Below are 13184 nucleotides of genomic sequence, written 5' to 3' on the forward strand. Positions count from 1 at the left end.
CCGGTTGGAAGCGAGCGCGGGCCTTGCGGGGCCCCACGACACGGGCGGCCTGCGGGCAACGCGGAAGGTCAAGGCCGGTGGCAGGAGAGCGGGGGCGGCAGAGCCGACCTTCCCGTGTCCGTACCACCGGCCTCGTGATCACCGCGCTGCTCGCCAGCGCCTGCCGCCCGGTCGCTCTCGCCGCGTCCGCGGCGGGGGCTACTTCTCCCAGCCGACCTTGGCGTAGTCCTCCCCGGCCAGGCCGAAGGCGCCGTAGTTGGCGAGGCCCTTGCGCGTCGCCACCACGGTCGGCCGCTGGTAGAGCTCGACGGTGTGGCCGAGCTCCCAGATCTTCGCGTCGGCCTGGTTGTAGAGCTTCGCGGCCTCCACCAGGTCGACCGTCCCGGCCGCCTTCTTGAGCAGGTCGTCGACCTCCTGGCTGCCGATCCGCGAGGGGTTGTTGAAGGTGTTGTCCCCCACCGGCAGACGGAAGTTGCCCAGGCTCTTGGAGAGCGGGAACGAGTCGGTGTTGCGCCAGCTCGCGATCTCGAACTTGCCCGGGTTCACGTACTTGGTGAAGAAGTCGTTGGCGGGCACCTTGTCCAGGCTCACCTTGACCCCGGCCTGCAGCCACATCGCGGCGGCGGCGGTGGCCAGGTCGATCTGGGCCTGCGGGGTGGACTCGTTGACCGTCCAGTGCAGTTGCAGCGACTGGCCGTCCTTGGTGCGCGGCTGGCCGGCGCCCGCCTCCTTCCAACCGGCGTCGTCCAGCAGCTTCTTGGCGGCGGGGACGTCGAACTTCGCCCACTCGCCCGAGTTGTCCTGGTAGCCGGTCTGGTTGGGCATGAAGATGTGGTTGCCGAGCGGCTTGAACTCCACCGGCACCCCGTTGTTGGCGATCTTGATCAGCGCGGACCGGTCGAGTGCCTTGCCGAGCGCCTGGCGGACCTTCTGGTCCGCCAGCGCGCCGCCGGAGCCGAAGGAGATGTGCACCTCGTCCCACGGGCTGGCGGCCCGGATCGCGGTGTCCTTGGCGTCCTTGAGCTGCCCGTACGCGGCGGCGGTGCCGGCCGTGGCGAGGTCGATCTCGTTGTTGAGGTACGACTGGGTGGTCGCGGACTGGGTCATCACCCGGAAGGTGATCTTGTCCGCCTTGGCCTTGGTGCCCCACCAGGCCGGGTCCGGGACGAGCGTGAGGGTCTGCGCGGTCTTGTCCGCCACGCCGATCTTCAGCGCGCCCGCGGTGATCGGGATCTTCTCCACCCAGGCCTTGTTGAAGTCGTCCGGGGTGGCGATGCCGGCCGCCGGGATCAGCGGGCGGAACAGGTTCTGCCAGTCCGCGTACGGCTCGGAGAAGGTGACCTTCACCTCGCTCGGGTCGGCCCCCTGCTCGACGGCGGAGATCTGCTCGTAACCGGACGGGTCGGCGATGTTGTACGCCGGGTCCTTGCCGTTGCTGGCCTGCCAGTCGGCCTTGAAGTCCAGGTAGCTGAGCGGCTTGCCGTCCGACCACTTGGCCTTGGGGTTGAGCTTGTAGGTGATCACCTCGGGCGAGGTCGAGGTGACCTTGGCGTCCAGCAGGTAGTCGGCGTTGGGCTGGAAGGTGCCGGAGGCGTCCGTGTTGAAGAGCGACGGCTCCAGGGCGCGCATGATCGAGACCGCGTCGCCGTAGGTGCCGTCCACCTGGAGCGGGTTCCACTGGGTGATCCACTGGTACAGCGGGAACCGCACCTCGCCGCCGTCCTTGACCTGGTCCAGCGGCTTGGCGTTGATGTCCTGGGAGTCCTGCCGGGGCGGCTCGCTCTTCGCCACCTTGTCGGCCGAGCCGCCCCCGCCCGAGGTGCACGCGGTGACCGCCAGCGCGACGGCGACGGCGAGGGCAGTCGCCCGGCCGAGGCGGCGGGCCGTGGTGGAAGCGTCCATGGAGTCCCCCTGGTGAGGTCTTCGAAACGGGCGGTAACGGGCAGTTGTGCCGCGCGAGGTGTGGCGGGGCTTGAGCGTGGGCAGCCAAGTCGGCACCGGGCCAGCAGAACGTAACAGCCGATCAGTTCCGTCACCAGGGGGAGAACCGCACACCTGATCCAGAAGTCATCCGCGGCAATACTGCCGCAACACCCCGGCCGCGCACCGCTGCCAGACTCTGACCTGCGCTTTCCCCGTACCGCCTCGTCCTCCTGCCGTCCGAAGGCCTGAACGGGCCCCGACCGAAGGCCACCACCCGATGCCCACCAGACGCGTCGGCCCCTCCCCCACCCCGGGCGGCCGTTGATGCTCCGCTACCTGGCGAAGCGCCTGAGCTACTACGCGGTGCTGCTGATCGCCGCCGTCTTCCTGGCGTACGCGATCTCCGCGACCGCCCTCCAGCCGCGCACCTACTTCGACGCCAAGGTCCCCCGCCCGGCCGCCGAGTCGGTCGAGCGCCAGCTCACCGCGCTCAACCTGAACGACCACACCCCGGTCGTCGAACGCTTCGGCCACTGGGCCGACGGGCTGCTCCACGGCGACCTCGGCCGGACCATCCACGACACCCCGGTCACCGACGACTTCGGCCGCCGGGTCTGGGTCTCGCTGCGGCTGCTGCTGCTCGGCAGCCTGCTCGGCATCGTCCTCGGCATCGCCGCCGGGGCCTGGAGCGCCGTCCGCCAGTACCGGATCTCCGACCGGCTGCTCACCGTGCTCTCCTTCGTCCTGCTCTCCACCCCGGTCTTCCTGGTCGCGCTGTTCCTCAAGAACGGCGCCATCGCCGCCAAGGACGCGGCCGGCCACGACGTCATCCCGTTCACCGGCTACGAGACCCCCGGACTGACCGGCGGCCTCGGCGCCCACCTCGCCGACTGGGCGCTGCACCTGCTGCTGCCCACCATCTCGCTCGCGCTCGGCGGCCTCGCCACCTACAGCCGCTACCAGCGCGGCACCATGCTCGACGTGCTCGGCTCCGACTACCTGCGCACCGCCGAGGCCAAGGGGCTCACCCGCCGCAGGGCGCTGGTCAAGCACGGGCTGCGGACCGCGGTGATCCCGATGTCGACCATGTTCGCCTACAGCTTCCTGGGCATCTTCACCGGCGCGATCTTCACCGAGACGATCTTCGGCTGGCACGGCATGGGCGAGTGGCTGATCCAGTCGATCAACGAACAGGACGTCAACTCGGTCGTCGCCGTCAACCTGTTCACCGCCGTCGTCGTCCTCGCCTCCGGCTTCCTCGCCGACACCCTGCACGCCGCCCTCGATCCGCGCGTGCGGTCCTGACCGGAGGTGAACTAACGTGACCACCGTCGCCGTGGAACCGGCCGCCCCGGCCGCCGCCCCCCGCACCACCGGCCGGGCCCGGCTCGTCCTCGCCCGGCTGCTGGCCGCCCGCGGGGCCGTCGCCGGAGCCGTGATCGTCCTGCTGCTGTTCGCGCTCGCCTTCGGCGGGCCGTACCTCACGCCCTGGGACTACGCCGCCCCCGACTTCGGCGCGCTGCACCAACCGCCGTCCGCCGAGCACTGGTTCGGCACCAACGGGATCGGCCAGGACGTCTTCGCCCAGACCGTCCGCGGCCTGCAGAAGTCGCTGGTCATCGGCCTGCTGGTGGCCCTGTTCTCCACCGTGCTGGCCTCCCTGGTCGGCGCCTGCGCCGGTTACTTCGGCGGCTGGGCCGACCGTGCGCTGATGTTCGCGGTGGACCTGCTGCTGGTCTTCCCCAGCTTCCTGATCATCACCATCGTCTCGCCCCGGCTGAAGAGCGCCGGCTGGATCGCCTTCGTGCTGCTGCTCGCCCTGTTCAACTGGATGATCACCGCCCGGGTGGTCCGCTCGATGACCATCTCGCTGCGCGAGCGCGAATTCGTCCGCGCCGCACGGTTCATGGGAGTGCGGCCGCTGCGGATCATCACCCGCCACATCCTGCCGAACGTCGCCTCCTTCCTCATCATCGACGCCACCATCGCGGTCGGCGGCGCCGTGATGAGCGAGACCGCGCTCTCCTACTTCGGCTTCGGCGTCAAACCGCCGGACGTCTCGCTCGGCACCCTGCTCGCCGCCGGGACCAGCGAAGCCCCGGTGTTCCCCTGGCTGTTCTACTTCGCCGCCGGGCTGCTGGTGCTCTTCGTCCTCGCCGTCAACCTGATCGGCGACGGGCTGCGCGACGCCCTCGACCCCACCGCCGGGGGCGCGCCCCGCCGCCGCTCCGCCCGGAGGAAGAAGCCGTGACCACCACCGTCGACACCCCCCTGCTCGCCGTCAGCGACCTGCGGGTGGACTTCGCCGGGCCGCACGGCCCCGTCCCCGCCGTCCGCGGGGTGGACCTCACCCTGCGGCGCGGCGAGACCCTCGGCATCGTCGGCGAGTCCGGCTCCGGCAAGTCCGTCACCGCGCTGTCCGTGCTCGGCCTGCTGCCGAGGACGGCCGGCGTCCAGGGCTCGGTGCGACTGGACGGGCGGGAACTGGTCGGGCTGCCCGGCAAGGAGCTCGCCGCGATCCGCGGCCGCCGGATCGCCATGGTCTTCCAGGACCCGCTGTCCGCCTTCACCCCGGTCTACCGGATCGGCGACCAGATCGCCGAGGCCGTCCGCATCCACCAGCGGGTCGACCGGGCCGCCGCCCGCCGCCGGGCCGCCGAACTCCTCGACCTGGTGGGCATCCCGGCCCCCGAACGGGCCCTGGACAGCTTCCCGCACGAGTTCTCCGGCGGCATGCGCCAGCGCGCGATGATCGCCATGGCGATCGCCAACGACCCCGACATCCTGCTCGCCGACGAGCCGACCACCGCGCTGGACGTCACCATCCAGGCCCAGGTGCTGGACGTGCTGCGCACCGCGCAGCGGGAGACCGGCGCGGCCCTCGTCCTGGTCAGCCACGACCTCGGGGTGATCGCCGGGATGGCCGACCGGGTCGCGGTGATGTACGCGGGGCGGGTGGTCGAGACCGCCGGGGTGGACGAGCTGTTCGCGGCCCCGCGCCACCCGTACACGCTCGGCCTGATCGGCGCGGTGCCCCGGCTGGACGGGCTCGGCGGCCCGCTCGTCCCGATCCCCGGCGCACCCGCCCCGATGGCCGACCTGCCGCCGGGCTGCCCGTTCGCCGCCCGCTGCCCGCTGGCGGAGGAGCGCTGCTCGGCGGCGGAGCCGGAACTGGCCGGGGGCGACGGTCACCTGGCGGCCTGCGTCCGGTCGGTGGAGCTGGCCGAGCGGCGGCCCGCGCCGGCCGACGTCTACCCGGTGCCGGCGCTTCCGGCCCCGTCGGCCGCTCCGGAGGACCGGGGGGACCGGAGCTCGCGGGCGCCGGTGCTGGCGGTGAGCGGCCTTGGCAAAACGTTTCCGCTCCTCAAGGGCACGGTGTTCAAGCGCCGGGTCGGCGAGGTCTACGCGGTGGACGGCGTCGACCTGGACCTCCGGGAGGGCGAAACCCTCGGCCTGGTCGGGGAGTCCGGCTCCGGCAAGTCCACCACGCTGTTCGAACTGCTGAACCTCACCGCCCCCGAGACCGGCCGGATCGAACTGCTCGGCCACGACACCGCCGAGCTCTCCCGCGCCGAGGCCCACCGGCTGCGCGCCCGGCTGCAGATTGTCTTCCAGGACCCGATGGCCAGCCTCGACCCGCGGATGCCGATCGGCGACATCATCGCCGAACCACTGCGCGCCCAGCACGCCGCCCGCGAGGAGATCGCCCGCCGGGTGCCCGAACTGCTGCACCAGGTCGGCCTCGACCCGGACCACGCCGCCCGCTACCCGCACCAGTTCTCCGGCGGGCAGCGCCAGCGCGTCTCCATCGCCCGGGCCCTGGCCGTCCGGCCGAAACTGCTGGTCCTGGACGAACCGGTCTCCGCCCTGGACGTCTCCATCCAGGCCGGGGTGCTCAACCTGCTGCAAGCGCTCAAGGCCGAACTCGGCCTCTCCTACCTGTTCGTCTCGCACGACCTCTCGGTGATCCGGCACCTCGCCGACCGGGTCAGCGTCATGTACCTCGGGCGGACGGTCGAACAGGGCGAGGTCTCCGCCGTCTTCGACCGCCCCCGGCACCCCTACACCCGCGCCCTGCTCTCCGCCGTCCCGCTGCCCGACCCCGCCGCCGAGCGCGCCCGCGACCGCATCCTGCTCGCCGGCGACCCGCCCTCCCCCACCGAGCGCCGCACCGGCTGCTCCTTCCGCACCCGCTGCCCGGTGTACGCCCGCCTCGCCGACCCGGCCGCCCGCACGCGGTGCGAACAGGAACGGCCGGCGCTCCTCGACGACACCCCCGCACAGGACCACCAGGCGGCCTGCCACTACCCGGAGTCGTAGCCGGCCTCCTGCGATCGCCGCGGGTGATCACTGCGGACGATCACTGCGGGTGACCACCCGAAAGCGATTCGGCGGATCGACCGGGTGCCGTGTAAAGTTCTCCGGGTCAGCAGGCGCCGCTAGCTCAGTTGGTTAGAGCAGCTGACTCTTAATCAGCGGGTCCGGGGTTCGAGTCCCTGGCGGCGCACATGGCAAGGTCTCAGGCCGCTCACTTCGGTGGGCGGCCTGAGGCGTTTCAGTGGGCGTCGCGGCGGGTGCCCGGCCTCAGAAGGTGCCCGGCCTCAACGGATGCCCGGCCTCAGAAGGTGTCCAGGACGGCGGAGGCCACCGCGTCCGGGCGGTCGAACATCACCAGGTGCCCGGCCGGGGCGGTGGTGCGGTAGTCGGCCCCGAGCAGCGCCGCCAGCTCCCGCTGGCCGGCCAGCCACTCCTCGGTACGGCGGCTGCGGCAGCCGTCGTCGGCGGCGAGCACGGTGACCGGCAGGCCCTCGGGCAGCGGCCGGGTGCGCCGCAGCCCGTCCACCTCGGCGGCCAGGTCGAGGTAGCGCGCGTTCTCCCGCAGCAGGGCGCGCAGGGCCCGGCCGGTGCGGTAGCAGTGCCGTACCAGCGGCGCCGGGGCGAGGTCCTCGCGGCAGACCGTGGACAGCCGGGCCGTCAGTCGGCGGGCGGTCGGGCCGAGCAGGTACGGCACGGCGACGGCGGTGGCGGCGCCCGCGAGCGCCCGGGCCGCCAGGTCGCGCGCGCCGGGGGCCGGGTACGGCCGGGCCGCCGGTTCGACGCTGCCGTCCACCAGGACCAGCCCGGCGGCCCGGTCGGGGTGCAGCCGGGCGAAGGCCTCGACGTGGAAGCCGGCCAGCGAGTGGCCGACGACGGTGCAGGGCCCGCGCAGCCCGAGGCCGTCCAGCACCGCGCGGATCCGCTCGGCCTCGCCGGCGGCCGTCGGAGCGGGCCGCCCGGTGGCGGGCTCGGGGGCGCTCAGCCCGTAGCCGGGCCGGTCGAAGCGGACCACGGTGCGGTAGGGCGTGAGGAAGGGGACGACCAGGTCCCAGTCGAACCAGCTGCTGCCGAGGCCCCCGGTGAGCAGGCAGACCGGGCCGCTGCCCTCGGTGCGGACGTGCAGCGGGACGCCGTCGACGCGCAGGAAGCGCGCCCGGGTGCGGGGGTCGTCGGGTGCGGTCATGCCGGCTCCCGGCCCGGGGGCCGTTCGGCCGGCCGGGGCCCCCGGTGCGGCGGAGAAGCGTCGGACCAGGTGGATTCGTCGGACGGCGCCCCCGCGGGGAGGGCCAGGCTCAGCGCCAGGACGGCCAGCCAGAGCGCCACCAGCAGCACCTGGAGCCGCTGGCCGGCCCCGAGCGCCCAGGTGCCGCGCCCGGCCTCGAAGGCGGCGATCGCGGCCAGGCTCCAGCCGGTGGCCAGCAGTTCGGCGCCGAGCAGCCAGGGCCCGATCCGGCGCACCGGCGGCCACCAGCCGTAGCGGCGGGCGGCGACGGTGAGCGCGGCCAGCCCGGTGAGCGCACCGAGCATGGCGAGGCTGCTGGTGACGGCGTGCGCGGTGTGGGTCGCGGGGACGAGCCCGGCGGTCTCGCGGGCGGCGCACATCTCGTCGCTGGTGGGGGCGCAGCTGAGCGGCAGCCGGGAGTCGGCGGCGGTCGCCGCGCCGAACAGGGCGAGGGCGGACCAGCCGACCACCGCCCACCCGCGCCGGGCGCCGCGCGGCCCGGCCTGCCCACCGGCGAGGGCGGTGACGGCCGCGGCGAGCACACAGAGCCCGGCGACCAGGTCGGTGGCCCGGAACAGGCCGCCCAGCGGCTGGTCCTCGGCCGCGAGTTCGCTGATGTACGCCTGCACCGGGTCGAGTCCGGTGCTCAGCACGACCTCCAGCACCCACGCGGTGTACGCCGTGGCGCTGAGCATCAGCAGCGCGGCGACCGCCTTCCGCGCGTTCGGGTGTCCGGGCTTGGGGCTGGGCACCGTTCCACCCTAACCGGCGGCGAACTGCACCCCAACCGGGCGGAAACGGACACCTCGGCGGCGGGCTCGTTCCCGCGCGGCCGCGGGCGGTTCCGGGCGGTTCGAGGCACCCGCCGGGACCGTGTATTGTTTTCCAGGTCAGCAGGCGCCGCTAGCTCAGTTGGTTAGAGCAGCTGACTCTTAATCAGCGGGTCCGGGGTTCGAGTCCCTGGCGGCGCACAGACATTTGGGGAGCCTCTCGCAGCAGCGAGGGGCTCCTCAATTTTTTGGCCTTCGACGTCCGTTTTGCGTGTGATGTCGGTCTCGATTGCCGTTCCGGTGGAGCCAATCGGCCCGCCCGGCTCGTCCAGGGCAGTAAACCGGAATCGGGACAAAGGTCCCTAACCACCGATGTCCCCGTCCGTGCAGGCTGACCCGGTCCGCCCGCAGGAAAGGCCGCGCCTTGTCCGAGAACGCCCAGAGCGGCCGTCGCACGCCGTCGACAGGCCTCCGACCGGTCAAACGCTTCAAGCGCGCCGCCCCCGTGACCGGCGGCGGGAAGCCCCGCCGCCCGAAGCGCACCGGCTGGCGCCGACTGATCCCCACCTGGCGGATGAGCCTGCTCGGCCTCGCCGCGGCCCTGCTGCTCGGCGTCGGCCTGTTCGTGCTCGGGGTCACGCTGGTGAAGGTCCCCGACGCGCACGCCGCCGCGACCGCGCAGAGCAACACCTGGCTCTACGCCGACGGCTCCGTGATCACCCGCACCGGCCAGACCAACCGGCAGAACGTCAGCCTGGACAAGGTCTCCCCCGCCGCCCAGCACGCCGCACTGGCCGCCGAGGACCGCAACTTCTACCACGAGGGCGCCGTCAACGTGCAGGGCCTGCTCCGGGCCGCGGTCAACACCGCCAAGGGCGCGGGCACCCAGGGCGGCTCCACGATCACCCAGCAGTACGTGAAGAACACGTACCTGAACCAGAAGCAGTCGGTCACCCGCAAGGTGAAGGAACTCTTCATAGCCATCAAGGTGGACGCCACCGAGAGCAAGGACGACGTCCTCTCCGGCTACCTGAACACCTCCTACTACGGCCGCGGCGCCTACGGCATCCAGGCCGCCGCCCACGCGTACTTCGGCGTCGACGCCTCCGCGCTCAACCCCGCCCAGGGCGCCTACCTGGCCACCCTGCTGAACGCCCCGAGCGCCTACGACGTGGCCACCGCGACCCCGGCCGGCAAGCAGAACGCCGTCAACCGCTGGAACTACGTGCTGGACGGCATGGTCAAGGAGGGCTGGCTCTCCGCCGAGGAACGGTCCGCCACCACCTTCCCGGACGTCAAGGACCCGCAGCCCAATCCGGGCCTGTCCGGCCAGACCGGCTACCTGGTGAACGAGGCCACCCAGTACCTCACCTCGAACCAGGTCATCAGCGAGACCGAGCTGGCCAAGGGCGGCTACACGATCAAGCTGAGCATCGACCCGGCCCGCCAGCAGGCCCTCCAGGACTCCGTCCAGGCGCAGCTGCGCGACACCCTGAACCCGGACAAGCGGAAGAAGGACGCGGCCGCCCAGGCCGGCGCCGTCTCCGTGGACCCGAAGACCGGCGCGGTCGTCGCCCTCTACGGCGGCGTCGACTACGTCAAGCACTACGTCGACAACGCGACCCGGCGGGACTACCAGGCCGGCTCGACCTTCAAGGCGATCGCCCTGGCGGCCGCGTTCGAGAACAACGCCAAGACCCAGGACGGCCGGACCGTCACCCCGCGCACCGTCTACGACGGCACCAGCGGCCGCAAGGTCCGCGGCGGCAAGGGCACCCCGTACGCGCCGCCGAACGAGGGCGACAGGAGCTACGGCCAGATCTCCCTCCAGCAGGCCACCGACTGGTCGGTCAACTCGGCGTTCGCCCAGCTGGCCCAGGACACCGGGCTCCAGAAGGTCAAGGACACCGGCATCGCGCTGGGCCTGCCCGGCAGCACCCCGGGCCTCGACCCGGTGCCGTCCATCCCGCTCGGCGCGGCCACCCCGAGCGTGCTCGACATGGCCGGCGTGTACGCGGCGCTGGACAACGGCGGCAAGCAGATCACCCCGTGGCTGGTGCAGTCCGTGGACCGTGAGGGCGAGGCCGTCCCGCTGCCCGCGCACAAGACCACCCAGGCGATCAGCACGGACACCGCGAACCAGGTCACCTCGATGCTCCAGGGCGTGGTGAACGACCCGGGCGGCACCGGCTGGCGAGCCAAGGCACTGGGCCGCCCGGTGGCCGGCAAGACCGGCACCACCGACGACCAGAAGTCGGTCTGGTTCGTCGGCTACACCCCCGAGCTGGTCACCTCGGTGGCCCTGTTCGGCCAGGACCCGGGCAGCGGGGCCCAGGTCAGCCTGAGCGGCGTCGGCGGGATCGACGGCGCGGCGGGCGGCCAGTTCCCGGCACAGATCTGGACCAGCTACATGAAGGCGGCGCTCAAGGGCGTGCCGGTCAGCGACTTCCAGACCCCGGCCGACGGCGGCGACTCCTCCGGCGCCACCGATCTGCCGACGGCCCCGTCCTCGCCGAGCAGCACCCCGTCGACCGGGACCGGCTCGAACGGCGCCTCGACCGCCCCCGCGGCGCCGACCACCCCGCCGGGCGACGGCGCCGGGGCCGGGGCCGGCTCGGGCCCGACCACGCCGGCCGGCGGCTCGAACTCCGGCGGCGGCAGTGTGACCAGCCCGCCGACCGCGCCCCCGGCCACCCAGCAGCCGACCGCCCCGCCGACGACGCGGCCCACCGGACGGCCCACCGGTCGGCCGACACCCTCCACCGGCCCGACCACGGCGCCGACCACGCAGCCGACCACCCAGCCCACGGGCGGGTCGGACACGCTCACCGGGGCGGGGGCGAACGCCGGGTAGCGGCGGCGGGGGGGCGGGGCGCCCGAGTGGCGGGAGGGCTCGGGCCGGCGAGGGGGCGCGGACGGCGCAGGGGCGTGCGCGGGCCGGGTGAGTGCGCCGCTGCGCACAGTTCCGTGCAGGACCAAATGACGGAATGGCACCTTACTGACCGCCCGGTATGACTGCCACAATGCGTCGGTGCACAGATCAACGGCCTCGCCCACCCTCCCCACGGGCAGAACCCTCGGCCTCAGCCTCGCGCTGGTCTCCGCGTTCGCCTTCGGCGGCTCCGGCACCGCCGCGAAACCACTGATCGAGGCCGGCCTCTCACCGCTGCACGTGGTGTGGCTCCGGGTCACCGGCGCCGCCGTGGCCCTGCTCCCCATCGCCTACCGCCACCGGGACGCCGTCCTGCGCCGCCCCGGCCTGCTGATCGGGTTCGGCCTGCTCGCCGTGGCCGGCGTCCAGGCCTGCTACTTCGCGGCGATCTCCCGCATCCCGGTCGGCGTCGCCCTGCTCATCGAGTACCTCGGACCGCCGCTGCTCATCGGCTACGTCAAGTTCGTCCAGCGCAAGCCGATCGGCCGGGGCGCCGCGATCGGCGCCGGCGTCGCGGTCGCCGGGCTGGCCTGCGTGGTGGAGGTATGGAACGGCCTGAGCTTCGACGCGCTGGGCGTGCTCTTCGCCCTCGGCGCGGCCTGCTGCCAGGTCGGCTACTTCGTGCTCGCCGACGCCGGACGCCGGGGCGAGCGCCCGGTCGACCCGCTGGCGGTCAGCGCGTTCGGGCTGCTGATCGGCGCCGTCCTGCTCACCGTCTTCACCCGGCCCTGGCAGGCCGACTGGAGCACGCTCGGCGGATCCGTGGTGATGAACGGGCACACCCTGCCCGCGCTGCTCCCGGCCGCCTGGATGATCCTGATCGCGACCGTGCTCGCCTACCTGACCGGCGTGATCGCCGTCGGGCACCTCTCGCCCCCGGTCGCCGGGGTGGTGGCCAACCTGGAGGCGGTCGTCGCCACCGTGCTGGCCTGGGTGCTGCTCGGCGAGCACCTCGGTCTGCCGCAGATCGCGGGCGGCCTGCTCGTGCTGACCGGCGCCTTCGCGGCGCAGACCGGCAAGCCGGCGGCCGTGGAGGCAGCGGACGCCGGGGGTGCTCCGGACGCCCGGGATGCTCCGGACTCTCCGGACTCTCCGGACTCTCCGGACTCTCCGGACTCTCCGGAACGGGTCGCCGCCGAGCGGCAGGTCAGCGGCCGAACCAGCCGAACCAGTCGAGGTGATTGAGCGGCCACACCACGGCCGACACCGGCCCGACCACGTTGTCCACCGGCACGGCCCCGTCCCCGGGACCGCGCTGGTGGTAGCGGGAGTCCGCCGAGTCGCTGCGGTGGTCGCCCTCGACCCAGACGTGGCCCGAGGGCACCGTCACCGGCCCGAAGTCCAGGCCCGCGCAGGAGTCGTCACCGGGGTGCAGGTACGGCTCGTCGACCTTCTTCCCGTCGACGGTCAGCGTGGTGCCCGTGCACTGCACGGTCTGGCCGCCGGTCGCGATGACCCGCTTGACCAGGTAGTTGTCGTCCTTCGGCGGCACCAGGCCGACGAAGCTCAGCACCGAGCCGGCCGCGTTGGTGAACGGGTTCGAGTCGATGGGCTGCGGCGGGAGCCAGCCACCCGGATCCTTGAACACCACCGGCTGCCCGGGCTCCGGCTTCCAGCCGGTCAACGGCGCCAGCTTGTTCACGCCCACCCGGTCGCCGATCCGCAGCGTGTTCTCCATCGAGCCGGACGGGATGGTGAACACCTGGAACAGGCAGGTCTTGATCAGCAGCGCGACCACCAGGCCCACCGCCGCCATCGCCGGGATCTCGATCCACCAGGGCCGGGGCCTGCGCCCGGTCCGCCGGGCCTTGCGGCCGCGCGAACCGCGCGCACGGCGGCGGGCCTCGGCGCGGCCTCCGGGCGCTTCACGGGCGTCGGAAACACCGGGGTCGCGTCCGGCGGCGGGGGCCGGACCGGACCCGGCATCGCTCGGCGTTTCGGGCAGGTTCACCGCCATCGTCGCTGCTCCACCTCTCCGGCTGGGGGAACCTGCACGCTACGCCAACCCCGGAGCCTCACG

General features: G+C 73.0%; 9 protein-coding genes and 2 tRNA genes. 7 read left to right on the forward strand and 4 right to left on the reverse strand.

Annotated elements, in window-relative coordinates; genetic code table 11:
• Nucleotides 1-198: 198 nt before the first annotated feature.
• Complete coding sequence (locus ACIOGZ_RS20115) at nucleotides 199-1902, reverse strand: ABC transporter family substrate-binding protein (RefSeq protein ID WP_400986621.1); 1704 nt, start codon at nucleotides 1900-1902, stop codon at nucleotides 199-201.
• Nucleotides 1903-2247: 345 nt separating this feature from the next.
• On the opposite strand from ACIOGZ_RS20115, the gene ACIOGZ_RS20120 reads away from it, so the two are divergent.
• The 4 genes from ACIOGZ_RS20120 (at nucleotide 2248) to ACIOGZ_RS20135 (ending at nucleotide 6430) form a co-directional block, all read left to right on the forward strand.
• Nucleotides 2248-3228 carry an ABC transporter permease gene (locus ACIOGZ_RS20120; RefSeq protein ID WP_400986623.1) on the forward strand — a complete coding sequence of 327 codons (981 nt, stop codon included), beginning with the start codon at nucleotides 2248-2250 and terminating at the stop codon, nucleotides 3226-3228.
• Between the two features lie 16 nt (nucleotides 3229-3244).
• Nucleotides 3245-4174 carry an ABC transporter permease gene (locus ACIOGZ_RS20125; RefSeq protein WP_350882605.1) on the forward strand — a complete coding sequence of 310 codons (930 nt, stop codon included), beginning with the start codon at nucleotides 3245-3247 and terminating at the stop codon, nucleotides 4172-4174.
• A complete protein-coding gene (locus ACIOGZ_RS20130) occupies nucleotides 4171-6243 on the forward strand; it encodes a dipeptide ABC transporter ATP-binding protein (protein ID WP_400986625.1) in 2073 nt (690 codons plus the stop codon). The genes ACIOGZ_RS20125 and ACIOGZ_RS20130 overlap by 4 nt, the downstream gene beginning before the upstream one ends.
• 113 nt (nucleotides 6244-6356) lie before the next feature.
• Nucleotides 6357-6430 (forward strand) — tRNA-Lys (locus tag ACIOGZ_RS20135).
• A 111-nt stretch (nucleotides 6431-6541) separates the two neighbouring features.
• Here ACIOGZ_RS20135 and ACIOGZ_RS20140 read toward each other — a convergent pair.
• Nucleotides 6542-7423, reverse strand: coding sequence for an alpha/beta hydrolase (locus ACIOGZ_RS20140; protein ID WP_363583640.1), 882 nt, complete (start codon nucleotides 7421-7423; stop codon nucleotides 6542-6544).
• Nucleotides 7420-8157: a DUF998 domain-containing protein gene (locus ACIOGZ_RS20145; RefSeq protein ID WP_363583761.1), complete on the reverse strand. Its 738-nt coding sequence runs from the start codon at nucleotides 8155-8157 to the stop codon at nucleotides 7420-7422. The genes ACIOGZ_RS20140 and ACIOGZ_RS20145 overlap by 4 nt, the downstream gene beginning before the upstream one ends.
• Nucleotides 8158-8359: 202 nt before the next feature.
• On the opposite strand from ACIOGZ_RS20145, the gene ACIOGZ_RS20150 reads away from it, so the two are divergent.
• The 3 genes from ACIOGZ_RS20150 (at nucleotide 8360) to ACIOGZ_RS20160 (ending at nucleotide 12349) form a co-directional block, all read left to right on the forward strand.
• Nucleotides 8360-8433 (forward strand) — tRNA-Lys (locus tag ACIOGZ_RS20150).
• A gap of 223 nt (nucleotides 8434-8656) precedes the next feature.
• Nucleotides 8657-11086 carry a transglycosylase domain-containing protein gene (locus ACIOGZ_RS20155; protein WP_363628147.1) on the forward strand — a complete coding sequence of 810 codons (2430 nt, stop codon included), beginning with the start codon at nucleotides 8657-8659 and terminating at the stop codon, nucleotides 11084-11086.
• A 177-nt stretch (nucleotides 11087-11263) separates the two neighbouring features.
• Nucleotides 11264-12349: an EamA family transporter gene (locus tag ACIOGZ_RS20160; protein WP_400811732.1), complete on the forward strand. Its 1086-nt coding sequence runs from the start codon at nucleotides 11264-11266 to the stop codon at nucleotides 12347-12349.
• Here the strand turns inward: ACIOGZ_RS20160 and lepB are convergent.
• Complete coding sequence (gene lepB, locus ACIOGZ_RS20165) at nucleotides 12312-13121, reverse strand: signal peptidase I (protein ID WP_400986626.1); 810 nt, start codon at nucleotides 13119-13121, stop codon at nucleotides 12312-12314. The two genes, ACIOGZ_RS20160 and lepB, sit on opposite strands and share 38 nt — an antisense overlap.
• Nucleotides 13122-13184: the final 63 nt, after the last annotated feature.

The sequence above is a fragment of the Kitasatospora sp. NPDC088160 genome (assembly GCF_044741445.1).
Classification (GTDB): Bacteria; Actinomycetota; Actinomycetes; order Streptomycetales; family Streptomycetaceae; genus Kitasatospora.

What these genes read in the sequence shown, in the direction of transcription:
- ACIOGZ_RS20145 (WP_363583761.1), bottom strand. Translation starts at nt 8,157, where the DNA reads ATGCTCAGCGCCACGGCGTACACCGCGTGGGTGCTGGAGGTCGTGCTG.
- ACIOGZ_RS20115 (WP_400986621.1), bottom strand. Translation starts at nt 1,902, where the DNA reads ATGGACGCTTCCACCACGGCCCGCCGCCTCGGCCGGGCGACTGCCCTC.
- lepB (WP_400986626.1), bottom strand. Translation starts at nt 13,121, where the DNA reads ATGGCGGTGAACCTGCCCGAAACGCCGAGCGATGCCGGGTCCGGTCCG.
- ACIOGZ_RS20140 (WP_363583640.1), bottom strand. Translation starts at nt 7,423, where the DNA reads ATGACCGCACCCGACGACCCCCGCACCCGGGCGCGCTTCCTGCGCGTC.
- ACIOGZ_RS20120 (WP_400986623.1), top strand. Translation starts at nt 2,248, where the DNA reads ATGCTCCGCTACCTGGCGAAGCGCCTGAGCTACTACGCGGTGCTGCTG.